Consider the following 22,661-nt stretch of genomic DNA (forward strand, 5'->3'; position numbering starts at 1 on the left):
TCGCGTCTTTTTTTTGGCCTTCGGTCCTTACGGGTCTAGCGCGCGCACATCCGGCGCACCGCGCCCCCTTGTGCCGAGCCAAAGCCTACCAGCTGCACCGACAGGCCGAAATCCGTCTCGGGGCTTACACTAGTAGAGGAAGTGAAGCGGCGCGAGAGGGAAAGATCAACCAAAACACATTCATTGGTGTATTGAAGCCCCAGTTTCGCGCGCGCCGCCCGTTGGGCGGTGAAATCGTAGCGCGTCGAAAAACTGCTTTGCCAGCCGTTTGCCCACTTCCATTCGGTGTCGAGCGTCAATTCAGACAGATCGGTATCAAGGGAGCTGTCCGAGGCCGCATCGACCCAAAGATAGCCTGCACTCACCTGATAGCGATCTGCCGCCCAAGCCACACGCATCTCTTCACGTGAGAAGGACAGATCGTCGTCAAACAGCGCGCGATTCGTCCATGTCAGGCCTTTGGAGGTGCTCAATTGGGTCGACACTAGCCAATCCGACTGCACGCCGGCCAACGCCGATCCGGTTTCGAACTGGCTTAGATCGCGTTGCCGGAAGATGCGACCGGCCAGCACGCCCAACGACCACCCCGAGGCGTCATAGCGCGTCCAGCTAACCCCAAGATTGGCGCGCAATCCGGTTTCGCGCATATCTTCGCCGGGGAAACGCGACAGTGAGAACAGATTGCCCTCGTCGAATTCCGGCAGCAGGCTGTCTTCATCAGGCGAGGCTGTTAAGGTGTTAGGGGCCCAGACGATTTGTGCAATCGGTTCAATGACATAGGATGCGCGCGTGCTGGATTTCACCCAAGGCCAGCGCAGCTCGGTTGCCAAGGTGGGCTGGTCGCGCAGGATCGTGCTGTCATAGCTTGGATCGGACGCGGTCTGGATGATATCGGCGGCATATTGCGCCTCGATCCCGCCCAGCACACCGCCGGGCAGCAGCCAGTTGCGCTGCCAGTTCGCAGTGAACGAGCCGCGTAGCATGTCGCGGCCATCGGGCACACCATCGAGATCGCTGTCCAGCGTCGAATCCGAGGCGCGCCGCGCGGCCAGCGTCGAAAACCGCACCGTTGCCAAGCCGCCGATCGAGGCCGGGCGAAAGCTGCGCACCCATTGCGCGGTGCCCGAGAGCATCGGATCGGTCGTGTTGCTTTCACCATCGCGAAGCGAATGGGTGTTGCCAAATTTCGCGGTGATCATCTCGCCCGCGCGCACCCGTTCCAGCGTAATGCCCGACCATAGCCGGTCCTCATCGCTGATGTCGTAATTCAGCAGATAGCTGCTATCGCTGACCAACCGCAGTTGCACGCCCAGTTTGAAATCATCGGGCAGCCGCGCGCTTAGATCGCCAAACAGATATCCGCGCGTCTCGTTTGGGATGATGTCATCATCTGACACAGCGCCCTCAAGCGTGAGATCGCCCCAATTATACGCTTCGCGATAGCGTAGTCCCAATGTCGCGGTTCGCGCGGCCGAGACATAGGGTGTCACTGTCAGATCGCGCGAGGGACCAAGCGCAAAGAAATACGGCAGCTTGATCCCCGCGCCCAAACCCGAGGTGGTGCGGAAGGATGGCCGCAGAAATCCCGACATTCGTTTGACGCCCGGCTCGGGCATGCGCAGGCGCGGCAGATAGGCGATTGGCACGCCAGCGGCGCGAAACTGCGCATCGTAAAAGACGATCTGGCGGGATTGGGCGTCATGCACGACCTTGCGCGCGCGGATCTCCCAAAGCGGTGTGGGATCGGTAATGCAGACCTCACACGAGGACGCGACAACTTGTTTCATCACCGTCAAACGCCCGTCCTTGCGCTCGATCGAGGCGGCAGCAAGCTGCAATTCGCGCGCCATTACCATGCGCGCACTCAGCAGCACACCGTTGCGCAAATCGGGCGATAGTTCGGCCTGCGAGGCGACGATGATACTGCCGGTCTGGCCGGGCTGCTCCAACCGGATCGGGCCCTCGATAATCAGCTTGTCTTGGGCTTGATCATAGATCACCCGCGTCGCAATTAGCCGGTTGGAACGGTAATACATCTCGACATTGCCCTGCGCGACAAGCCGGTTTTGATCCTCGATTTGCACCCGGTCGGCAAGCAGCGTGGCCAATTGATCCGAGGTGGGACTGTCGACCTCATCCGCTGTCGCATCCGCTACGGCACTGGTCGCGGTTTGCGCTGCAAGCGGGTCGGCCAGCGTCAACGCGTAGGCCCCAAACAGCCCTCCGCCCAGCACCAACGCCCCCAATGCCGCTTTGAGATCGCGCGACCGCATCATCCATCCTCCCGGTGCAACACCAGCGCCAAAGGCAACATCAGACCAATCACCGGGGGCGCCCATGCCGCCAAGATGACGGGAATCTGCCCGTTATCTCCCAGAACCTGCGCGATATTGCGCAAGAAAAACAGCCCCAACCCTGCGGCCAGCGCCATCAGCACTTTTGCGCCCGTGCCGCCAAAACGAATATGATCCATCGTGAAGCTCGCCGCAATCAACACCATCCCCGCAAGCAACAGCGGCAGCGCCAGTTCCATTTGGAACCAGACCTGATGACGACGCGCGGAAAAACCCGCTTCTTCAAGCGCTGCGATAAAGCCGGGCAATTGCCAGATCGGCACAGCTGATGGCTTGCCGAAACTGTCACGAATACGCTCGACCGTCAGATCCGAGGGCAGGGTCAGGCTGGCGGTCGTTTTTGCATCGCGCTCGGGGTCGGTCGAAGTGCCAAGGGGCCAGTCCTTGGCATCGCTGAGCACCCATTGACCCGGTTCAAGCTGGGCATTGGCGGCATCAATGCGCCGAATCGGGCCGCGCTTGGGATCGAAAATCAGGAAGGTCACATTAAACAGCGTCGTGGCATCGGCATTGGCGCGCGTGGCGCGAATAACCGCTTGCGCTAGTGCAGTTCCATCGCCACTCAGCCCCGCGCTTTGACGCATCCAGACACCCTCGCGCCCGATGGAGACGGTCTCACTATCGCCAGCCTGATAATGCTCGGCCAAAGTCTCGTAGCGGTTCGCCGTGCCGCTGGCCAAAGGGTTGCCAATGAACAGCGCCGCCACCCCGATCAAAAGCGCCACGGCAATCGGCGCAGCCAGCATGCGCAACGCCGAACGTCCGGATGCACGGATCACCACCAGTTCCGATGAGCGCGCCAAGCCGATGAACAAAGCCACCGCCGACAGCATCACGATCAGCGGCAAGATATTATATAGCGTCGTCGGCGTGTTCAGCAGCGATAGCAGCGATAGCCGCCCCAGCCCCAAACTGGCGTCGGAAAACCGACGCACCTCTTCGACAATATCGATCAGGAACAAAATGCCCCAGAAACTTGCGCCCACGACAAAAAACGCGCGCAGGAACCGCTTTGCGAGATAAAGCGCCAGCGTCATGCCCCGCCCTCCGCCACAATGCGCGCGCTGCGCACCCGCCAGGGGCGCTGTGACCACCATAGCATCGCGCAGGCAATTAAACCGCCCGCCAAGGCAGGCAGATACAAGAGCAGCCAAAGATTGGGATCAGCGGCGGTCACGCTCTCGACACTGTTTTGTATTGCCTGCACCGCGATCAATCCCACGATCGCCATCGTGATCTGGCGCCACATCCCAAAGCGCGAGAACGTCCCGATCATCATAGCGGCAAAGCCGATCAGGGCGGCGATTGGCGCCAACAGGGGTTGCGAGATACGCCGGTTCACCTCAAGGCGGATTTGATCGGGCGTGGCACCGGTCAGAGCGCTCATCTGCGACCCGGCGCGCAGCAGTTCCAGCGTTCCGGTCTCATCCAGTGTGCGTTTGCGACTGTTGTTTGACTGAAACAGCGCCCCGATATCATAGGTGAAATTCGCAAACCTCGTAATGGCCAGCCGGTCTCCGGGTTGTTGCAAAGTCTGCGCCATCCCGTTCAGCATCACCAGCTTCGGCCCACTGTCAGATCGTACGATCAGCGCCTTATCGGCGGTGTATATCGTGGCGCGCGCCGGATTGCGGCGATCCGCCAGAAACAGATTTTCCAACTCGCCCAGCTCGGAAATTTTGCGAATGTAAATCGTGATCCCGTTGGCAGGGTGCTGGAAACTACCCTCTGTCAGAAACTTTGCCGACACGTCTTGCGCCACTTCCTGACGCCGCTCGGCAAGGCGCTCTTTCGCGGCGGGCACCAGCACATTGACCAGCGCCGCCATCATCACCGAGGCGATCAGCCCAAACACCACCACAGATCGCGCCAGCCGCCAGTTCGACGCCCCAGTCGCGCGCATCACCACCAGTTCGCTATCCTGATCCAGCCGATTGACCGCGTAGATCGTGGCGGCAAAGGCCGCGACAGGCAGCACGATGCGGATCACATAGGGCAGCGTCAGCGCGGTGAATTCCAGCACCACAAGTGCCGTTTGCCCATCCGAAATCAGGCTGTCAAACAACAGCACAGCCCGGTTGACCCAATAAACCGAGACCAGCACGAGCGCAAAGAACCCGAACAACGCCATCAGTTTGGACAACAAATATCGGTCCAGTCGCGTCAAATGCCCTACCATCCCCCCCGCAGGCTGCCCCTGTGGGTTTTGCTCTCTCTAGCGTGTCGCGCAGCTCAAAGAAAGGTGCCAGTTGGGGCGCTTTTCATTTTCCGGGCGTGGGGCTAGGGTCGCGCGAGAACGTTTTGACAAACACCGCCTAGCAATGGCGCGATTGCGCGCATGATGGGCAAAATCCGGAGACTTCTATGACCCAACCCGTCGAAATTGCCTTTAAAGAGATCGACATTGATGCGTTGAGCGCCTTTGACGGGCGCATCGTGTTGAGTGCGGGGGAAGAGGGCAAACTTGGCCCGACCGGGCGCAAGCTGGATCGACTGATGAAAGGCGCGCTGCGCCGTGCGCTCGCGTCTAGCAGCTTTGCCAAGTTGGGGGCGGGCGAGTCGCTTGATCTGGGTTGGCCGGTGGGGCTGGCAGCCGAAGCTGTGCAAATTCTGCGCCTTGAGAAGCGCGCCGATCAGGCGCAGGCGCGCAAAGCTGGCGGGGCCGTGGGGGCCAAGCTGGGCGAGCGCGGCGCGATCATGCTGGCCGAGGGGGTGAACCGGGCCGCCGATGTCGCCTTTGGTCTGGCGCTGCGGGCCTATCAATTCAACTATCACACTTCGGGCAATTCCGCCTTCGGTCCCGTCACCGTGATGTCCGCCATCCCCGAGGAACTGGCCGCAGAAGCTGCCCCCCATGCCGCGTTGGCCGAGGGTGTGTTCTTTACCCGTGATCTGGTCAATGAGCCCGCCAACATCCTGACCACCGATGATTTCGCCGCGCGTTTGGCGGCGATGCACGAACTGGGTCTGCAGGTCGAAATCCTTGAGGAAGAGCAACTCAAAGAACTCGGCATGGGCGCGTTACTGGGCGTCGGTCAAGGCTCGGAAAGCCCCTCGAAAGTCGTCGTGATGCAATGGAACGGCGGAGGCGATGAGGCGCCTTTCGCGCTGGTGGGCAAGGGCGTGGTGTTTGACACCGGCGGCATCTCCCTGAAACCCGGCGCGGGCATGGAAGACATGACGATGGATATGGGCGGCGCGGGCGTCGTGTCGGGCGTGATGCGCACACTGGCGCTGCGCAAGGCCAAGGCCAATGTCGTCGGCCTCGTCGGGCTGGTCGAAAACATGCCCGATGGCAAAGCTCAACGCCCCGGCGATATCGTGAAATCCATGAAGGGCGACACCATCGAGGTGATCAATACCGACGCCGAAGGCCGCCTCGTTCTGGCCGACGTTTTGTGGTATGCGCAGGAACGATTCAAGCCGCGCGCGATGGTCAACTTGGCCACGCTGACCGGCGCTGTGATCGTCGCCTTGGGCCACGAGAACGCAGGGCTTTTTACCAATGATAACAAGCTGGTAGGTGACATACTTAAAGCTGCCAAGGCTGAGGGCGAGGGCGCTTGGCATATGCCGCTGCAACCCGCTTATGACAAGCTGATCAAATCGCGTTTGGCCGATGTCAAAAATACTGGCGGACGCCCCGCTGGCTCAATCACGGCGGCGGCGTTTCTCAAGCGCTTCGTGAAAGATGACCTGCCGTGGTGTCACATCGACATTGCCGGTGTGGCGCTGCCCCCTGCGGAAACCGATCTGGCCCCGAAAGGGGCGACTGGCTGGGGCGTGATGACGCTTGATCGGCTGATCCGCGACACATTCGAAGGCTAGCATGGGGCAGGTCAATTTCTATCACTTGACCCATTCCACGCTTGAGCAGGTGGTGAATAACCTTGCCACCCGCGCTCTGGAACAGGGCTGGAAAATCGAGCTGCGCGGGCGTGATCTTGCGCGGCTCGACCAGCTTGATCTGCGGCTTTGGCAGATGGGCGAGGCCAGCTTTTTGCCCCACGGCACGGCGGGTGGGCCGCATGACGCGCTGCAACCGATCTTGTTGACCAGCACGCCCGCCACGGACGCGCGCGAGGCGGTGATGGCGGTGCATGGGGCGCAAATTGACGCCGCCGAATCCGAGACGCATAAACGCGTCTGGATCTTGTTTGACGGCAATGACCCCGAGGCAGTACAGCACGCGCGCAGCCAATGGAAAGCGTTGACCGGGGCCGGGGCCAAGGCCGCGTATTGGAGCGAAGAGTCGGGGCGTTGGGAGAAAAAGGCCGAGAGCTGAGCCGATTGGGCCGGGGGGAAATATGGATCTTGTGATCATCTTGATCGCCGCGTTTTGCGCAGGCGTTCTCAACACCATCGCGGGGGGCGGCACGTTTCTGACCTTCCCCGCGCTGGTTTTTATCGGCCTGCCGCCGGTTGTGGCGAATGCGACAAGTGCCGTGGCGGTGTTTCCGGGTTACTTGGGCGGGGCGCTTGGCTTTCGTGCCGAACTTGCCCGCTTCGACAAGACGCGGATGCTCAAGCTGGTGGCGGTGACATTTGCGGGTGGTCTGATTGGATCGCTTTTGCTGCTGGTCTCCTCGAACAAGGCGTTTTCCGTCGTCGTTCCCTTTTTGCTGCTCGCCGCGACGCTGGCCTTTCTGTTTGGCGATCAAATCCGGGGATGGGCGGCGCGCAAAAGCCGCGCGGTGACGCCGTTTGGCTCGGTTGGGTTGCTGCTGGTCAGCATCTATGGCGGCTATTTTAACGGCGGCCTTGGGATCGTCCTGCTGGCGCTGTTCGCGCTGTGGGGAATGGTCGATCTGCATGAGATGAACGGGCTGAAAAACGGCCTGTCCTTTGCGCTTTCTGCGATCTCGGTGGCGGTGTTTGCCCTTGGCGGCTTGGTGGAATGGCAACATGCGGTCGGCATGATGGTGGCCTCGACCTTGGGCGGGTATGCGGGCGCGCCGATTGCGCGGATGCTGCCAAAACCAGTTGTGCGCGCCTTGATTGCAGTGGTCGGTTTTTCCATGAGCGCGGTATTCTTTTGGCGCTTGATCGCGTGATCGGCGGGCCTGCTGCGCCCGTCTTCCCATCCGCTGCCATCCGCGCTAAACCCGCGCCCTGATAAGCAGGAGCGCCGAGATGTCGAAATTCAGCTTCACCCTGAACGCCACGGACGGGGCCGCGCGCACCGGCGTGATTTCCACTCCGCGCGGTGACATTCGCACGCCCGCGTTTATGCCCGTGGGCACGGCGGCGACGGTCAAGGCGATGATGCCGGAAAGCGTCGCGGCGACTGGGGCCGACATTTTGCTGGGCAATACCTATCACCTGATGCTGCGCCCCACGGCGGAACGCATCGCGCGCCTTGGCGGGCTGCATAAGTTCATGAACTGGAGCAAACCGATCCTGACGGATTCCGGTGGCTTTCAGGTGATGAGTCTGGCGTCCTTGCGCAAGTTGACCGAAGAAGGCGTGCGCTTTGCCTCGCATATTGATGGCTCCAAACATATGCTGACGCCTGAACGCAGCATGGAGATCCAGAAATTGCTGGGCTCGGATATCGTGATGGCGTTTGACGAATGTCCCGCGCTGCCCGCCACCGAAGATGAGGTCGCCAAGTCAATGCGGCTGTCAATGCGGTGGGCGCAGCGGAGCCGCGAGGCATTTGGCGACCGGCCCGGATACGCGTTGTTTGGTATCCAGCAAGGCGGCGTGACGCGTGAGCTTCGCGCCGAAAGTGCCCAGAAACTCACGGAAATCGGCTTTGAGGGCTATGCGGTTGGCGGTCTGGCCGTGGGCGAGGGGCAAGAGGCGATGTTTGGCGTGTTGGACTACGCCTGCGACATGCTGCCCGCTGACAAGCCGCGCTATTTGATGGGCGTGGGCAAGCCCGATGATATCGTCGGCGCGGTGGAACGCGGCATTGATATGATGGATTGCGTTCTGCCCTCGCGCTCGGGGCGCACGGGGCAGGCGTGGACGCGCCATGGGCAGGTCAACATCAAGAACGCGCGTCACGCTGATGATCCGCGTCCGCTGGATGAGGCTTGCACATGTCCGGCCTGTTCGAACTATTCGCGCGCCTATCTGCATCATGTGTTTCGCAGCCAAGAGATGATCTCTGGGATGCTGCTGACATGGCATAATCTGCATTACTATCAAGAGCTTATGCAGGGTTTGCGCGGCGCGATTGCGACTAGATCACTGGCCGCATTTGTCGCCGATTTCCACGCCCAGCGCGCGGCGGGCGATATTGATCCGCTGTGACTAAACTGCGCCGCTGGTGATTACGATCACGGCGGCGTAATGGGTCGCAGCGGCCGCGAGTACATGACTGTGCCAGATCGCGCGGGAAAACGGGATCCGCTCGCTGTGATAAAACAGCGTGCCGAGCGTATAGGTCAGCCCGCCAACCACCACCAGCACCAGTGCGGTCACCGAGAGCGCGCTAAACAGCGGCCACGCGGCCAGCACACCCAGCCAGCCCATCGCAAGATACAGGATAAAGCCAGAGCGCTCGGATCGGTGAAAAAAGCCAAGCTTCATCACCATGCCAATCGCAGCCAACAGCCAGACAGCGCCGGTCAAAACCCAGCCCGAAACGCCGCCCATGCCGATCAGCGCCATCGGGGTATAAGTGGCCGCAATAAGTAGATAAATCGCGGCATGGTCGAGCCTGCGCAAGATCCGGCGTGTTGGTGCGTGCAGCGTCAGGTTATAAGCCGCCGATAGCGAAAACGAAGCGAGCAAGCCTAGCCCGTAGATCGCCAGCGGCCAGATATCGCCCTGAGGGATGCGCAGGCTGGCCCAAACGATTAGCGCGCTGACTGCCCCCACAACAAGGGCGACGCCCAAAATATGCACAACCCCGTCAGCGAAATGTTCGCGCGCGGAATGGTCGAGTTGGTGACGGGTCATGCTGGCTCCTTATCGCCTGAGAGAACAACTTAACAACGACCACCCACTTTCCCTAGTGTGACGCTGGGTCGCGTCGCTTTTGCGCCCGATTTCAAAGCCGGTAGATGGTTTCGAATTTCTGGCGCAGATAGTCGAGCAGGGGCTTTTCATTGGGCGCGAAGCCGCAGGCATGTTCGATCGTGTCACGCGGCGCGCGCAAGCCGCCAAACTGGCGCAGGTTGTGATCAAGCCATCCCTTGGCCGCGCTCGCGTCGCCCTTGGCCAGCCCCGCGTCGATGTCCGGCTCGGCCTTGCGCATCGCCTGATCCAGACACCCCGCATAGACATTGCCCAAAGCGTAGGTCGGGAAATAGCCAAACAGGCCAACCGACCAATGCACATCTTGCAAGAACCCTTGCGAGGGCTTGGTGACACTGACGCCGAAATCATGCTTGAAACGGGTGTTCCACGCTTCCTCCAGATCGGCGACCTCCAGCTTGCCTGCGATCAGATCGCGTTCCAGATCAAAGCGCAGCATGATGTGCAGGTTGTAATTCAGCTCATCGCTTTCGGTGCGAATAAAGCCCATCTCGACGCGGTTCACCAGCGCATGAAACGCCTCGGGGCTGTCCAGCCCCAGATCGCCAAACGCCTCAATCATGCGGGTATACAGCCAGCCCGTGAAGGGGCTCGAGCGCCCCAACTGGTTCTCGCAAATGCGCGACTGGCTTTCATGCACACCCATCGACACGCCATGCCCAAGCGGCGTAAACCGATAGGCGGGGTCGATCGCCTGTTCGTAGGTCGCGTGGCCCGTCTCGTGGATCGTGGAGTAGATATTGCCAAACGGCTCGCTTTCGGAAATCCGGGTGGTGATGCGCGCGTCATCGCCACCACCAGATGAAAACGGGTGCACCGACATATCCAGCCGCCCGCGCGTCCAGTCATAGCCAAACGCACTTGCGCAAATGCGCGCAAGCCGCAGCTGGGCGTTTTCGGGGAAGACCATATCGAGCGGCTGCGGTTTGACATCCGAGCCAAGCACACGGTCGCGCAATTCCACCAGCGGCGCGCGCATCCGGTCAAACATCGCGCCCAACTCTTTGGCGCTCGCACCGGGTTCGTAATCATCCAGCAGCGCGTCATAAAGATCACCATCCGATACACAGGCCGCCTCTTCGCGTTTCAGCCGCACGACCTCGTCCAGCGTGGGCAGGAAGGCGCTGGCATCTTCATCTGCGCGTGCCTGCGCCCAGATCCCTTGGCTCAGCGACGTCAGCCGCGCCAGTTCCGTTGCCAGCCGCGCCGGAATACGGGTCGAGCGATTATAACTGCGCGCGATCAGGTCCAGCATGCGGGCTTGCGCGGCGTCCTTGGCTTCGGCGCGCACCAGCCAGTCCTCGATACGCGGATCGGTGCGCCGCGCATGCAGCACGCTTTCAATCGCGGCCATTTCCTCGGCGCGCTGATCACCGGCACCGCGCGGCATCATCACCTCTTGGTCCCAGCCCAAAAGCCCCGAAATATTGCCCAGCGCCTCGGTTTCGCGCTGATGCGCGGCAAGCTCGTCAAACGCGCTCATGCCCGTCCCTCCCGAATGGATCGGATGAGGGGAAAGCGCGCCATGTGACGTGCGCGGATCACCAGCACCCAAGTGATAACGGCGCCCAGTTGATGGATCAGCCCCAGCCACCAGTAATGCACCAGTTCCAGCGCCGTGGATATCCCCAACACCATCTGGAACACGATCATCGCCGCCATCAGCGCGAATGCCTGACGCGTGGCACCGTGGGCCGAGCTGCGCGCGCGCCATGCCGCGAACAGGCCCAGCAGAACGACCAGATAGCCCAGCATGCGGTGGTTGAATTGCACCAGCCCGGGGTTTTCAAAGAAGTTCGTCCAAAATGGGGTGTAATCGAAACTTTCCGAGGGCAGGAACTCGCCATTCATCGACGGCCATGTCGGAAAGGCCAGCCCGGCGTCAATCCCTGCGGTCAGCGCGCCAAGGATGATCTGGAGAAAGACGAGCGCGATTAGCACCGTGCCCAGCCCCGTTAATCGCGGCTCGGCCAGACGGCGCGCTTGCAGCAGTTGCGCTTGGGGTCGGCTGAGTTGCGCGGCGAACCACGCGATCAGGCCAAGGATGATAAAGGCCAGCCCCAGATGCGTCGCGAGACGATACGACGCCACAGAGGTCATCCGCCCGACCAGTCCCGATGACACCATCCACCAGCCAATCGCGCCTTGCATCCCGCCCAGTATTCCAAGGCTGAACAGCCGCCCCCACCAGCCCTGCGGGATTTTCTTGCTGAGCCAGAAAAACATAAAGCCCGCGAACCAGACGAGGCCAATGATGCGTCCAAGCTGGCGATGGCCCCATTCCCACCAGAAAATGCCCTTGAACTGCGATAGGGTCATATCGGGGTTCATGTATTGGAACTGCGGGCTTTGCTTGTAATTGGCGAATTCTGCCTGCCAATCGGCCAGATGCATCGGCGGGATCGCCCCCGAGATCGGCTTCCACTGTGTAATCGACAGCCCGCTATCAGTCAGACGCGTCGCCCCGCCCACGCCGATCATCGCCACCACCAGCGCGAACATGATGAACAGCCAGACGCGGATCGCGCGGCGCGCCCCTTTGGGCTTGGCGTCGATCATCCCGCCCTTGGGTTCGCTGCGTTGGGCGCTGTCTTGCGCGCCGACCTCCTCGAAAATGCTGCGTTTCTTGCTCATGAAGGTCTCCGGGCTTGTCGTTTGCGCGCAAATTAGGCCGCGCCCGCCGTGGGGGCAAGGGGCAGGCGGGTTTGGTGCGCTTGCACGCTTGCGCGCGGCGTGTGAAACCGAAAGGGCCAAGCGCGATTGTTTAGATTGTGCGACCACTATGGGGCCACGAAAGGATTCTCGAAATGTCTCAACTTCTTTCTGTAAGCCGCTTGAATAGCACAGATTTTGCGCCCTATGGCGATGTGATCGAAGTCAGCAGCGCGCCCGACAAGATGATCAATGCCGGGATGTGCGCGCGCTATCACGACCGCGCGAGCCTTGATTTTTCCGATGGCCGCGCCGGGATCAGCTTGTTTGACGCCAAGGCCCGCAATCTGCCTTATGTAGTTGATATGCTTGAACGCCATCCTGCGGGCAGTCAGGCGTTTATTCCGATGACGCAGACGCGATTTTTGGTGATTGTGGCGCAGGATAAGGACGGCGCACCTTGCAATATCAGGGCCTTCCTGACGCAGGCGGGGCAAGCCGTGAATCTGCATCGCGGCGTTTGGCACGGGGTTTTGGCCCCGCTGGATGCGCCGGGGCTGTTTGCCGTGATCGACCGGATCGGGGCGGGGGCGAACCTTGAGGAACACTGGCTCGACACACCCTATGTCATCGAAACGGTCCCCGCCTGACAGATGCCTAACTCTACCGCGCGAACCCGCCCGAAAAGCGCATGTGGCGGTTGACGTCTTTATAAAGCAGATAGCGAAACGGTCCCGGCCCGCCCGCGTAACAGGCCTGCGGGCAAAACGCGCGCAACCACATATAATCGCCCGCCTCGACCTCGACCCAGTCTTGGTTGAGCCGGTAAACCCCTTTGCCCTCAAGCACATACAGCCCGTGTTCCATCACGTGGGTTTCGGCAAACGGGATCACGGCACCGGGCTGCAAGGTGACAATCGTGACATGCATATCGTGGCGCATATCGGCCATATCGACAAAGCGCGAGGTCGCCCATGCACCATCCGTGCCCGGCATCGGGGTCGGGGCCACGTCATTTTCGTTGGTCACGAAAACTTCGGGCACCTCCAGCCCCTCGACAAACTCATAGGCCTTGCGGATCCAGTGAAAGCGTGCGGGCGCATTGGCGCGGTTGTGCAACGTCCACTCACAATCGGGGGGCAGATAGGCGTAGCCGCCCTGTGCCATCACATGCGGCTTGCCTGCAATCGTCACCGTGATCTCACCCGAGACGACAAACAGCACCGCCTCGGCGCGCGCATCGGTTTCGGGGTGATCCGAGCCACCACCGGGCTGCACCTCGGCGATATATTGCGAAAACGTTTCGGCAAACCCCGAGAGAGGGCGCGAGAGAACCCAAAACCGCGCGCCTTCCCAGAACGGCAGAAAGCTGGTGACGATATCGCTGAATGTACCCTTGGGAATAACGGCATAAGCCTGCGTGAACATCGCGCGATCCGTCAGGATTTGCGTCTGCGGCGGCAGTCCGCCCGTTGGTGCGTAATAGGGGTTTTTCGACATAATCAGCCTTTGAGTTGCGTTTGCGCAGGCCGTGGCATGCCTGTAGCTTGCGCAAATCCAATCATAAATCACGCGCCCGCGCCACGACAGAGTTTTACGCCCATCGCCGCGATGATCCATCTTTTGCTGTGTTTTCCCGCAGCTTAGGGTAAAGACATCGGCAAGGCGCGCCTGAACCTAGGGGCGCGGCGCAAGCGGAGAAGCGTTATGTCAAAGATCATCTATGTGCTCAACGGGCCGAATTTGAACCTGCTGGGCAAGCGTGAACCCGAAATTTACGGCTCGGATACGCTTGAGGATGTCACCCGCATCTGCACCGATGTGGCCACGCCTGCGGGTTTTGAAATTGCGCTGTTTCAGTCCAACCATGAGGGCGAGATCGTCGATCAGATCCATCAAGCGCGCGAAAACGCCTGCGCCATCGTGATCAATCCGGGCGCGTACACGCATACCTCGGTAGCGATCCTCGATGCGCTCAACACCTTTGAGGGCCCGGTATTCGAGTGCCATATTTCCAACGTGCACAAGCGCGAGGCATTTCGCCATCATTCCTATGTCAGCCTGCGCGCCGATGGGGTGCTCGCGGGCTTTGGCATCGAGGGCTATGCGCTGGCCACCCGGCGCGTGATCTCGCTGCTCAAAGACGCCTGACATCTGGCGGCGGCCTTGGCCTGCCACAGCGTCCCATCCGATCAGATTTGACAGCGCCGCCCGTCTTGGCTATCGCAAAGGCGTTCTCAGGGCGGGGTGCAATTCCCGACCGGCGGTCATAGCCCGCGAGCGCCATCCGGTGGATGGGTCAGCAGATCCGGTGGAACTCCGGGGCCGACGGTATAGTCCGGATGGTAGAGAACGAGAGCGAACGGCCTTGGCCGGGCGTTTCTCACGCTCTGGGATCTTGTCATGTTGAAAGGATCTAGAGCTATGACAAAATCGCCAAAATTCGCGTTCATCAAGGCCGGTTGGCATGGTGATATTGTCGATCAGTCGCTGGTCGGATTTAACGAAACCTTGGCCGCGACGGCGCTAAGTGCAGAGGTTGATGTCTTCGACGTGCCCGGTGCGTTTGAAATGCCGCTGCTGGCGCAAACTCCGGCGCGCTCGGGTCGATATGACGCGATTATCGCGGCAGCGCTGGTGGTGGACGGCGGCATCTACCGCCATGAATTTGTCGCCCAAGCGGTGGTGACTGGGCTCATGGAGGTGCAGTTGAAAACAGAGGTGCCGGTGCTGTCGGTCTCGCTCACGCCGCATCACTATCAAGCTACGGGTCAACATCACGCGTTTTTCCATGCGCATTTTGTGGAAAAGGGGCGCGAGGCGGCACAGGCGGCGTTGCAGGTGTGCCAAATCAAGACAGTCACTCTGCCCGCCGTTTCGGCTGCCTGATCAAGAGCTTGGGCGTCGATCTTTGCGTTCGGCGCCCACCGCATCCAACACGCCCCCCATCACGGCGGCGGTGTTGTCCCATGTGGGTAAACGCGCGCCGGCAGCGGCGGATGCGGCTGACATTGCGCGGTGTTGGGCCGGGTTACTCAGTAGACTTCGCAGCACTTGGGCAAAGGCCTCGGGGGCGTCCGTTGGCACTAGTAGACCTGCGCCCTCGGGGACTGTGTCTGGGACAGCACCCGTGCGGCAGGTGATAATCGGCAGGCCATGCAGCATCGCCTCGCCGAAGACCATCCCATAGCCCTCATAGCGCGTGGCTAGCGCGAAAACATATGCCGCGCGATAGCGGGCTTCCAAATCTTCGCGCGACTCAACCCCGCAAAACCGCACCCGATCCACCAGCCCAAGCGAGTCGCGTTGCGCGTATAACGCAGCGGCAATTTTGGGGTCATGCGCCTTGCCCACGATCTCGGCTTGCCAGTCCAGATCGCTGATTTGCGCCAGCGCATCCAGCAGCACGTCATGCCCCTTGCGCGCGGCCAGCAGCCCGACCGACAAGATCAGCGGCGGGTGCAGCGGCGCGCGCGTGATCGGGGCAGGGCGCGAGAACCCCGGCAGCGCGATGGTAATGCGCGAGGGGGCCACACCGAACTCGGTTTGCAGGATCTGCGCCGTGTGCGGGCTGGGCACGACGACATGGGCGGCGAGGGTGAGGTTCTCGGCCTCGCGTGCCAGCAGATGACGGGCGCGCGCGGGCGAAAGGCCCGTTTCCAGCCCCAACGGATGGTGCAGCATCGCTATGATCGGCGCGCGCATCGCCCGCAGCGCGGCGGGGTCGATCGCGCCGAAAACTAACCCGTCTATTATCACTGGCGTATCGGCAGGCACGGCGGCCAAAATCGCGGCTGCCTTTGCCGTTTCCTGCGCGCTGGCATCGGGAAACCCGGCGGGCAGTTGCAGATGCTGCACCACACGCCCAGTGGCTTGCAGCGCCTCCAAAAGCTGACGCTCGTATAAAAAGCCGCCCGTCAGTTGCGCGATATCGCCGGGAATGGCAAAGGCGGCAGGGGTCATTTTTGCCTCCGGTTGGTGCGACTAGCGTGTGAGTTGTTCCGCGCCATAAATGCGCAAAACTGCGCGCTCGATCTGTGCCACCACGACATAGCCAGCCACGGCGACCACCGCTAGCACAACGACCGCGCTCCAGAGCATCCCATAGCCCGAGGTCGAGGCCGTCAGTGCCATCAGCCCGCCAATTCCGCGCCCCGTCGCCAGCCATTCTGCGGTGGTCGCGGCCAAAATTGCGGCGGGCACGGCCATGCGCGCGGCGGCGAAAAAGGCAGGCAGCATCGCAGGGAATTGCGCACTGGCCATCCGCCGCAATGGGCTGGCGGCATAACTGTCAAACAGGTCAAGCACCTGACGAGGTGTGCGCGCAAGGCCTTGATAACATGCGACAAGACTGGGGAAAAAGATCATCAAGGCAACGATGGTGATTGTGCCTGTCGCGCCGCGCCCAAGGGCGACGACAATCAGAGGCGCGGTGATCACGATCGGGATCGTGCGCAGGGCCACGGCCGCCGGCATCACGCCTCGCGCCAGCCTCGGTGCAAGCACCAGCGCGATGGCCAGCCCCAACCCCAGCATCAATCCCAAAAGGTAGCCGGGCAGTGCCAAGACCAGCGTCTCTAACAACGCCGAACCAAGCGTCGCGCGATGGGCGGCGGCTTCGGGGGCGGTGATCAGAAAGGCCCAGACATCAGCGGGGCGTTTGGCGAAAAACGGGCTGAGGGCGGCGCCCTCCATCGACAGCCACCAGATCGCAAGCAGGACCAGCGCGACAAGAAACGGATGCAGCAACACGCGCCATCCTGCGCGCCGCCCATCTTCAAGAAGCGGCGCAAGGATCAGCGGCGGCGGGCCGGTGTTCAGCGCGCGGCTCAACCGCCCCAGCCCCGCGTAAGCCAGCATCGAAATCGCCGCCGCCGTACTCGCCAGCGCCCATGTTCCCGCGACATCCAAAGACCGCATCGCGCGGATCGTGAGCACGCCCATGCCGCGCTCGGCCCCGGTGAACTCGCCGAACATCGCACCAAGAAACGCCGCAGGCGCCGCGATTTGCAACCCTGCAAACAGATAGGGCAGCGAGGCCATCGCGCGCACCTCAATCAGCGCGCTCAGTCGCCCGCGCCCGTAGCTGCGCACCAGATCAAACCAGCTTGGCGGGGCCGCGCGCAGCCCTACCATCAGCGGCAGAAATGTGGTGTAATAAACGGCCAAAGCGGCCAGCGTAATTTGCGGCCCCAGACCCGGCCCCCAGATCACGCGCAGGATCGGGCCAGTCGCCACCAGCGGCAGACAAAACACCACCAGCGCTAGCGCCGAGATCAGCCGCGCCAGTGAGGGCAACAACACTGCCGCCACCGCTAGCGCAATCGCCACCGCATTGCCCAGCACAAAGCCCAGTGCAGCGGCAAGGGTGGTGATGCCGGCGGCGCGCGCAACCAGCCCGGCATGATCCCAAAGATAGCGGCTGATCTCAAGCGGACCGGCGATCAGGTAGGTATGGGCAAAGACGCGCGCCAGCAGTTCCCACACGAGCAGGGCAACAAGTGCGCTGAGCACCGGATAGAACCGATCCGCGCCACGTCGGCGCAACTGTTGTAAGGCGATGGTCATTGCGCCCTCACGCGACTTGTGGGCGCGGTGGGGCGCTTTGGGCAAGCGCCTTGGTCACAGTTGCGATCAGCGCATCGGTCGCGTCGCCCGAGGCGCGCGGGCGTTTTAGCCCGATCGCGATATCGGCGACGACGCGCGCAGGGCGCGGCGACAGCACGATGACGCGATCCGACAGCATTACGGCCTCGGAGACCGAATGCGTCACTAGTAACGTCGTCACGCCGCGCCCTTGCCAGAGCGCGGGCAATTCATGATTGAGGCGCGCGCGGGTCAACTCATCCACCGCGCCGAAAGGTTCATCCAGCAGCAAAACGCGCGGATCGCTGATAAGGCAGCGCGCAATCGCGGCGCGTTGGCGCATCCCACCCGACAGATCGGCGGGGCGGCGGTCTTCAAACCCGGCCAAGCCCACCAGCGCGATCAGCCGGTCCACGCTGGCAGGATCAGGGGGCAGTCGCGCCAGCTTACGCGCCAGCGCAATATTGCCCCGTACCGAACGCCACGGCAGCAAGGCGGCATCTTGAAACGCGACCGAAAGTGCTGCGCGCTGGCGCATCTGCAGCGGCGTCTCATCCCCTATCCGAACCGAGCCAGTGCTGGGCGTATCCAGCCCCGCGATCAGGCGCAAAAGCGTGGATTTGCCACAGCCCGAAGGGCCGACAATCGCGGTGGTTTCCCCTGCCGCAAAATGCAAATCCACGGGGTCAAGGGCGTCGACCCGCGCGCCTCCCTGACCGAAGCTGCGCGACAGATCGCGACACAAGATCGGAGGCGGGACGTCAGCTTGCATGGATTTCTTCAAGCAGCGAGCGGTCCCATAGGTCGGGGCTAACATCTTGACCCAGAAGCGCCAAGGTATTGATATTGGCCGCAATACTGTCATCGCTAAACCAGCCAAACCCGTTTGACTCGGTTGCGTCGGTGAACATCAAGGGCAGTTGGCGCGCGGCTTGCAGCTTTTGGGTTTCCAGATCAAGGCCCGCGTCGGGGAACATTTTTACCGTCAACGCGGCGGCGGCATCAGGATCGGTCTGATAATCGTTCCAGCCGTGGATTTCACCGCGCAGCAGCGCGATCAGATCGGTGCGGCGATTGGCGATGCTGTCTTCAGTCGCGATATAGGTCTGGGAGTGCACCGCGTATCCGTAATCGGCCATCAGCATCGTGACAGGTTTCAGCCCGCGCATCATCATCGCGACGGGTAAATCGGTCTCCCAGCACAGCAGGCAATCGACCTGACCCGCCAGCAAGGGGGCGGCATCATATTGCGTCGGCACGATCTCGATCGCGTCGAAATTGACATCGTTGAGGCTGCACAGCGCCTTCAACACCGGCGTATTGGCCAGCGCCATACCAAGTTTGCGCCCCTCTAAATCCTTGGGCTCGTTGACCGGCTTGTCGGGCAGCGAGGCAATCACGAAGGGGTTTTTCTGCATCGCGACGGCGATGATACGAAAGGGCGCGCCTTGGGCGACGGCGGCGGCGGTGTAATCGGCCGCTGAAATTCCCATCAGCGCGTTGCCTGCGACGACGGGCGGCTCAACTGGGGCGTTCGGGCCGCCGGGATTGAGCGACACGCTTAGCCCCAAATCGCGCCAATAGCCGCGCGATTTCGCGATATAGCTGCCTGCGAACTGCACCGAGGGCAGCCATGACAGTTGAAACGCCACATCGCTGGCCGCAAATGCCGGACGCACGCCCAATGAGGCCGCCAGCCCTGCGCCCGCACCTGTCGCCAGAAATCCGCGCCGTGAAACTCTTTTACTTGTCATGTCGATCCTCGTTCTTCCGTCTCGATATATAGCGCAGACTTCAGGCTACAACGCCGCGCGGCCTTATCGCGTTCCCGTGATTTCTTGTCCTCGTGCCAGCCATGCCAGCCCCGGTAGGGCCGAGATCAGCAGGATCGCCCCAAAGGCGGCACTTGCGGCCAGCCCGGCCTCGGGGGTGGCGCCAGCCAGCGGAAACAGTGCCGCCGCCGCCCCCTCGCGCCAGCCCCAACCCGCAATGCTCAGCGGCACCAGCATTGCAGACAGGATCAGCGGCACCAGCGTCACAATGGCCGAGAGCGGTAGAGTCGCGCCAACGGCATAGGCGCAAAAGGCAAAGCTTGCGAGATTGCAGGCCACAATGGAAAGCCCCAGCGCAATCTGGCGGTTGCGCACAGCGCTGGCCAATAGCGCCTGGTACAGCGGTTTCGTGAGCGCGCGTAGCTTTGGCAGCGCGCCCGCTACGCTGACGCCCATAGCCACAACCGCTAAACCCCCGAGCGCCCAAAGCCCGTGCCCCGTTACCACCAGCGCAGGCAGCAACACCGCAGCCAGCGCGATTTGCCCCGCTAATCGTTCAATCACCACGGCTTGGCCAGAGCGCAACAGATCTGCCGAGTGACGCGCGCGCACCGCGCGGCTGGCATCGCCCAGCACGCCTCCGGGGAGCGTCTGGTTCATCAGTTGGGCGAGGTAATACTCGCCAATGGCATGTCCCCGCTCGATCCGCTGCCCCAGCGCTGCGGCAGTCAGTCGCCAGCGCAGCGCCGACAGCATCGTTTGCAGATTCACCGCCAGCACCGCAGCCGCCAACCAACGCCAATCGGCTTGGGCTAGTCGCTCAATCGCGGCGCGCCCATTGGCGAAATGCCACACCAGCGCCAGCAGCACCAGCGCAGCCCCTAGCCGCAGGGTAAGCCCGATCATTGCGCCACCTTGATTGGCAAACTGGAGAGCGCATTGATAAAGCGGTCGCGGAAATCGCGCATCGGCCAGACCGGGGTTTGCGCATCGGGCACCAGCCCTGGAGTCCAGCCCCAAGCGTCGAAATCCGCGATCAGATCAGGCGGGCCGATCAGGTGCACGGGCACGTCGCGGCTATCGTTCTGGGCCACGAAAGGGGCCGCCTGATGATCGCCCAGCACCACCATTAACGGAGGATTGTCAGAGTGGCGTTCGGCGTAAGACAAGATCGCCTGCAAGGAATAATCAATCGCTTGGCGGTATTGATCGCGCACCCGGTCGCGGTCGCGCCACACTACCTTGGGCGGGTCGCCCGACAATGCCCAGCGGTCAAAGATGCGCCCATCGCCAACCTCATCCCAAGCAATCATTTCGGGCACCGGCACCCAAGGCGCATGCGAGGACAGCAGCACGATCTGCGCAAATAGCGGCCCCGCATCTGGCCCGCGCGCGATCATCCGATCAAAGGCAGATAGCGTGTATTGATCGGGCATGGTGACGAAATTAAACGGCTGGCCCTGATAGCCCAGATCCGCCGCGGCAAGGATGGTTTGAAACCCCTGCACCGGGCCTTCTGGCCAGCTAAGCGTGATGCCCGGCATCACAGCAGCGGTGCGCAAGCCGGCGGCTGCGGCAAGGTGAAACAGCGTGCGGCGCGGGCTGGCTAGCAGCGCGCGATAGCGGGTTTGATCGGAAATCGTCAGACCGGATTCCAAGGTCGAATGGGCCAGCCAGCTTTGCCCGCCCGCCGTGGGCGAGGTCAGCCAGCCCGAGCGCATCGCCAGCCCCGCCGCTGCCAGTTTCGGCTCGGCGTCTTTGAGCGTTGCGACATGGGTGGGCGCGTAAAGCGGGGTGTCAAAGCTGGAACGCCCATAGCTTTCGATAAACACGATCAGCACATCGCGCCCCTCAAGGCGGTCAAACAGCCCCGCCGACCGGGCGAAAGGATCGCTGGCGGCAGCAGCGCGAAAGCGTTTCAGGTCGGCGCGCGTTTGGATGTAGCTGCGCCAATGCGCTTGGGCGAGATAGCTTGTGGTGGCGCGCAACGGCAGGGGCAGCGTGTTGCTGATTTGCGCACCAACCGCCAGCACGCCCAGACCTGCTGCCACCGCAGTCAGGGGCCGTGCGATGCGCCCGCGCGCCAGCCCCAGCCATTGCCCGCTGGCCCACCACAGGGCCAAGACCAGCGCCGCCAAGGCAAGCGCGCCGCCCAATGCTGCGAGGATCACAAGGGGAAGGCCGATTGTGCTGATGCCCAGACGCGTGCCGGCCTCGATCATGAACAGGTCGACGGCCGGGTTGAAGGGGCGGGCAAACGCGATATACGTGCCGATATCGGCCAGTTTCAGCGCGATTATCGCGACGAGCGCCGCTACAAGAACGGCTCGAACGGCCTTGCTGATCGCCACGCCGCGCGGCAGGGCGGCGAGCAACAGCAAGATCACGGGCAGTTCCAGCGGCAGGCGCAAAACCGCCCCTACAACCAGACCCTTGGCTTGATTTGGCATGACCAGCACGAGATCTAAGATCACCGCCGCCGCGATCAGGCAGGCGGTGCGGCGCGCGGCGCTCATGCGGCGCGTCTCCGCGCGAGCCAGATAATATCGGCGGCGAAGGACCCAGCCAGCGCAAGCGTAGCTCCGGCTGCGATCAGCGTTGCAGGCAGCGCGCCCAATCCCGGTAGCGTCAGCACGATCAGCGTCCCGATCTGTACCACACACACCAGTTTGCGCCGAAATCGTTCGGGCAGCGGGGCGTTGAGCCATGGCAGGGAAAAGCCTGCCAGAACATAGGCGTAACGCATCGCCCCAAGCGCCAGCACCCAGACTCCAACCGTGCCCGAAACCACGACTGACAGTGCCAGGATCAGGCCAAGAGCGGCGTCGACCTCCATGTCAAAGCGCGCGCCAAAGCTCGATGAAAGGCCGCTGAGCCGTGCCAGCCAGCCATCCAGACCATCAAGCGCCAGCGCAAGCGTTGCGATCCCTGCGACAAGCCAGCGGGCCTCGGACGGGATCGGCGCGGGGGCAAGTACCTCAGCCGCCAGCGGTGCCACAAGCGCGCAGACCAAGGCGGCCCGCACCAGCGTTACCGCGTTGGCAGGACCAAGGCGCGCATGGGGATAATGCGTGCGCATCAGATAGGCGATCGAAATGGCGAGCAGCGCAAACAGCCCCACAGACACAAATGCCCCGCCCGGTGCAAGATGCGTCGCCAGCGCGGCGCTCAGTGCGCCAAGCGGCAGCGCAAGCCACACCAAGCGCGCGCTCGCACCAGAGGACAAGACGGCCTCTGTCTGCTTAAGTCGCTTTACGCGGTCGGGGGTGATGATGGGTGTGTTCATGCGAGGATAGGTATTGCGCCT

The 22,661-nt window shown here is 62.1% G+C and carries 21 protein-coding genes and 1 riboswitch; of the genes, 7 read left to right on the forward strand and 14 right to left on the reverse strand.

Annotated elements, in window-relative coordinates; genetic code table 11:
• Positions 1-35: 35 nt before the first annotated feature.
• From ACN0SD_RS04555 to lptF, 3 genes are read right to left on the reverse strand one after another with little or no spacing between them, the layout of a single operon-like run.
• The gene (locus ACN0SD_RS04555; protein WP_417807036.1) at positions 36-2,276 is read right to left on the reverse strand and encodes an LPS-assembly protein LptD; all 2,241 of its coding nucleotides are present in this window, start codon (positions 2,274-2,276) and stop codon (positions 36-38) included.
• Positions 2,273-3,391 (reverse strand): LPS export ABC transporter permease LptG, encoded by a 1,119-nt coding sequence (lptG, locus tag ACN0SD_RS04560; protein WP_417807037.1) that lies wholly within the window; start codon positions 3,389-3,391, stop codon positions 2,273-2,275. Before lptG ends, ACN0SD_RS04555 begins: the two co-directional genes overlap by 4 nt.
• Positions 3,388-4,521: an LPS export ABC transporter permease LptF gene (lptF, locus tag ACN0SD_RS04565; RefSeq protein ID WP_417807192.1), complete on the reverse strand. Its 1,134-nt coding sequence runs from the start codon at positions 4,519-4,521 to the stop codon at positions 3,388-3,390. The genes lptG and lptF overlap by 4 nt, the downstream gene beginning before the upstream one ends.
• A 197-nt stretch (positions 4,522-4,718) precedes the next feature.
• Between lptF and ACN0SD_RS04570 the strand changes: the two genes are divergently transcribed.
• The 4 genes from ACN0SD_RS04570 to tgt all read left to right on the forward strand — a co-directional run bounded on the left by ACN0SD_RS04570 (position 4,719) and on the right by tgt (position 8,615).
• The gene (locus ACN0SD_RS04570) at positions 4,719-6,182 is read left to right on the forward strand and encodes a leucyl aminopeptidase (RefSeq protein WP_417807038.1); all 1,464 of its coding nucleotides are present in this window, start codon (positions 4,719-4,721) and stop codon (positions 6,180-6,182) included.
• Between the two features lies 1 nt (position 6,183).
• Positions 6,184-6,639: a DNA polymerase III subunit chi gene (locus tag ACN0SD_RS04575; protein WP_417807039.1), complete on the forward strand. Its 456-nt coding sequence runs from the start codon at positions 6,184-6,186 to the stop codon at positions 6,637-6,639.
• A gap of 22 nt (positions 6,640-6,661) precedes the next feature.
• Positions 6,662-7,408: a sulfite exporter TauE/SafE family protein gene (locus ACN0SD_RS04580; RefSeq protein WP_417807040.1), complete on the forward strand. Its 747-nt coding sequence runs from the start codon at positions 6,662-6,664 to the stop codon at positions 7,406-7,408.
• Positions 7,409-7,487: 79 nt separating this feature from the next.
• Positions 7,488-8,615 (forward strand): tRNA guanosine(34) transglycosylase Tgt, encoded by a 1,128-nt coding sequence (gene tgt, locus ACN0SD_RS04585; RefSeq protein ID WP_417807041.1) that lies wholly within the window; start codon positions 7,488-7,490, stop codon positions 8,613-8,615.
• Here the strand turns inward: tgt and trhA are convergent, their stop codons facing one another.
• The 3 genes from trhA to ctaA all read right to left on the reverse strand — a co-directional run bounded on the left by trhA (position 8,616) and on the right by ctaA (position 11,978).
• Complete coding sequence (trhA, locus tag ACN0SD_RS04590) at positions 8,616-9,266, reverse strand: PAQR family membrane homeostasis protein TrhA (RefSeq protein ID WP_417807042.1); 651 nt, start codon at positions 9,264-9,266, stop codon at positions 8,616-8,618. It abuts the gene before it with no gap.
• Positions 9,267-9,357: 91 nt separating this feature from the next.
• On the reverse strand, positions 9,358-10,827 hold the full coding sequence (locus ACN0SD_RS04595; protein ID WP_417807043.1) for a carboxypeptidase M32: 1,470 nt from the start codon (positions 10,825-10,827) through the stop codon (positions 9,358-9,360).
• The gene (gene ctaA, locus ACN0SD_RS04600; protein WP_417807044.1) at positions 10,824-11,978 is read right to left on the reverse strand and encodes a heme A synthase; all 1,155 of its coding nucleotides are present in this window, start codon (positions 11,976-11,978) and stop codon (positions 10,824-10,826) included. Before ctaA ends, ACN0SD_RS04595 begins: the two co-directional genes overlap by 4 nt.
• Before the next feature lie 173 nt (positions 11,979-12,151).
• Here ctaA and ACN0SD_RS04605 point away from each other — a divergent pair, with 173 nt between their 5' ends.
• Positions 12,152-12,646 carry an ureidoglycolate lyase gene (locus ACN0SD_RS04605; RefSeq protein ID WP_417807045.1) on the forward strand — a complete coding sequence of 165 codons (495 nt, stop codon included), beginning with the start codon at positions 12,152-12,154 and terminating at the stop codon, positions 12,644-12,646.
• 13 nt (positions 12,647-12,659) lie between these two features.
• Here the strand turns inward: ACN0SD_RS04605 and ACN0SD_RS04610 are convergent, their stop codons facing one another.
• Positions 12,660-13,496 carry a bifunctional allantoicase/(S)-ureidoglycine aminohydrolase gene (locus ACN0SD_RS04610; RefSeq protein ID WP_417807046.1) on the reverse strand — a complete coding sequence of 279 codons (837 nt, stop codon included), beginning with the start codon at positions 13,494-13,496 and terminating at the stop codon, positions 12,660-12,662.
• Between the two features lie 207 nt (positions 13,497-13,703).
• On the opposite strand from ACN0SD_RS04610, the gene aroQ reads away from it, so the two are divergent.
• Together aroQ and ACN0SD_RS04620 are read left to right on the forward strand one after the other, a co-directional pair.
• A complete protein-coding gene (aroQ, locus tag ACN0SD_RS04615) occupies positions 13,704-14,147 on the forward strand; it encodes a type II 3-dehydroquinate dehydratase (protein WP_417807047.1) in 444 nt (147 codons plus the stop codon).
• Positions 14,148-14,225: 78 nt separating this feature from the next.
• A riboswitch (FMN riboswitch) is annotated at positions 14,226-14,354 on the forward strand.
• 66 nt (positions 14,355-14,420) lie between these two features.
• Positions 14,421-14,885 carry a 6,7-dimethyl-8-ribityllumazine synthase gene (locus ACN0SD_RS04620; protein ID WP_417807048.1) on the forward strand — a complete coding sequence of 155 codons (465 nt, stop codon included), beginning with the start codon at positions 14,421-14,423 and terminating at the stop codon, positions 14,883-14,885.
• Here the strand turns inward: ACN0SD_RS04620 and ACN0SD_RS04625 are convergent, their stop codons facing one another.
• The 7 genes from ACN0SD_RS04625 to ACN0SD_RS04655 form a co-directional block, all read right to left on the reverse strand.
• Positions 14,886-15,959, reverse strand: coding sequence for a glycosyltransferase family 4 protein (locus ACN0SD_RS04625; protein WP_417807049.1), 1,074 nt, complete (start codon positions 15,957-15,959; stop codon positions 14,886-14,888).
• Between the two features lie 21 nt (positions 15,960-15,980).
• On the reverse strand, positions 15,981-17,564 hold the full coding sequence (locus ACN0SD_RS04630; protein WP_417807050.1) for an ABC transporter permease: 1,584 nt from the start codon (positions 17,562-17,564) through the stop codon (positions 15,981-15,983).
• 7 nt (positions 17,565-17,571) lie between these two features.
• Positions 17,572-18,447 carry an ABC transporter ATP-binding protein gene (locus ACN0SD_RS04635; protein WP_417807051.1) on the reverse strand — a complete coding sequence of 292 codons (876 nt, stop codon included), beginning with the start codon at positions 18,445-18,447 and terminating at the stop codon, positions 17,572-17,574.
• Complete coding sequence (locus tag ACN0SD_RS04640) at positions 18,344-19,336, reverse strand: ABC transporter substrate-binding protein (RefSeq protein ID WP_417807052.1); 993 nt, start codon at positions 19,334-19,336, stop codon at positions 18,344-18,346. Before ACN0SD_RS04640 ends, ACN0SD_RS04635 begins: the two co-directional genes overlap by 104 nt.
• A gap of 63 nt (positions 19,337-19,399) precedes the next feature.
• Positions 19,400-20,260, reverse strand: a complete 861-nt coding sequence (locus ACN0SD_RS04645) for a lysylphosphatidylglycerol synthase transmembrane domain-containing protein (RefSeq protein ID WP_417807053.1) — start codon at positions 20,258-20,260, stop codon at positions 19,400-19,402.
• A complete protein-coding gene (locus ACN0SD_RS04650) occupies positions 20,257-21,870 on the reverse strand; it encodes a sulfatase-like hydrolase/transferase (RefSeq protein ID WP_417807054.1) in 1,614 nt (537 codons plus the stop codon). The genes ACN0SD_RS04645 and ACN0SD_RS04650 overlap by 4 nt, the downstream gene beginning before the upstream one ends.
• Positions 21,867-22,640 (reverse strand): CDP-alcohol phosphatidyltransferase family protein, encoded by a 774-nt coding sequence (locus ACN0SD_RS04655; RefSeq protein WP_417807055.1) that lies wholly within the window; start codon positions 22,638-22,640, stop codon positions 21,867-21,869. The genes ACN0SD_RS04650 and ACN0SD_RS04655 overlap by 4 nt, the downstream gene beginning before the upstream one ends.
• Positions 22,641-22,661 lie beyond the last annotated feature (21 nt).

Origin of the sequence: Thioclava sp. (assembly GCF_048263065.1) — a bacterium.
Lineage (GTDB): Bacteria > Pseudomonadota > Alphaproteobacteria > Rhodobacterales > Rhodobacteraceae > Thioclava.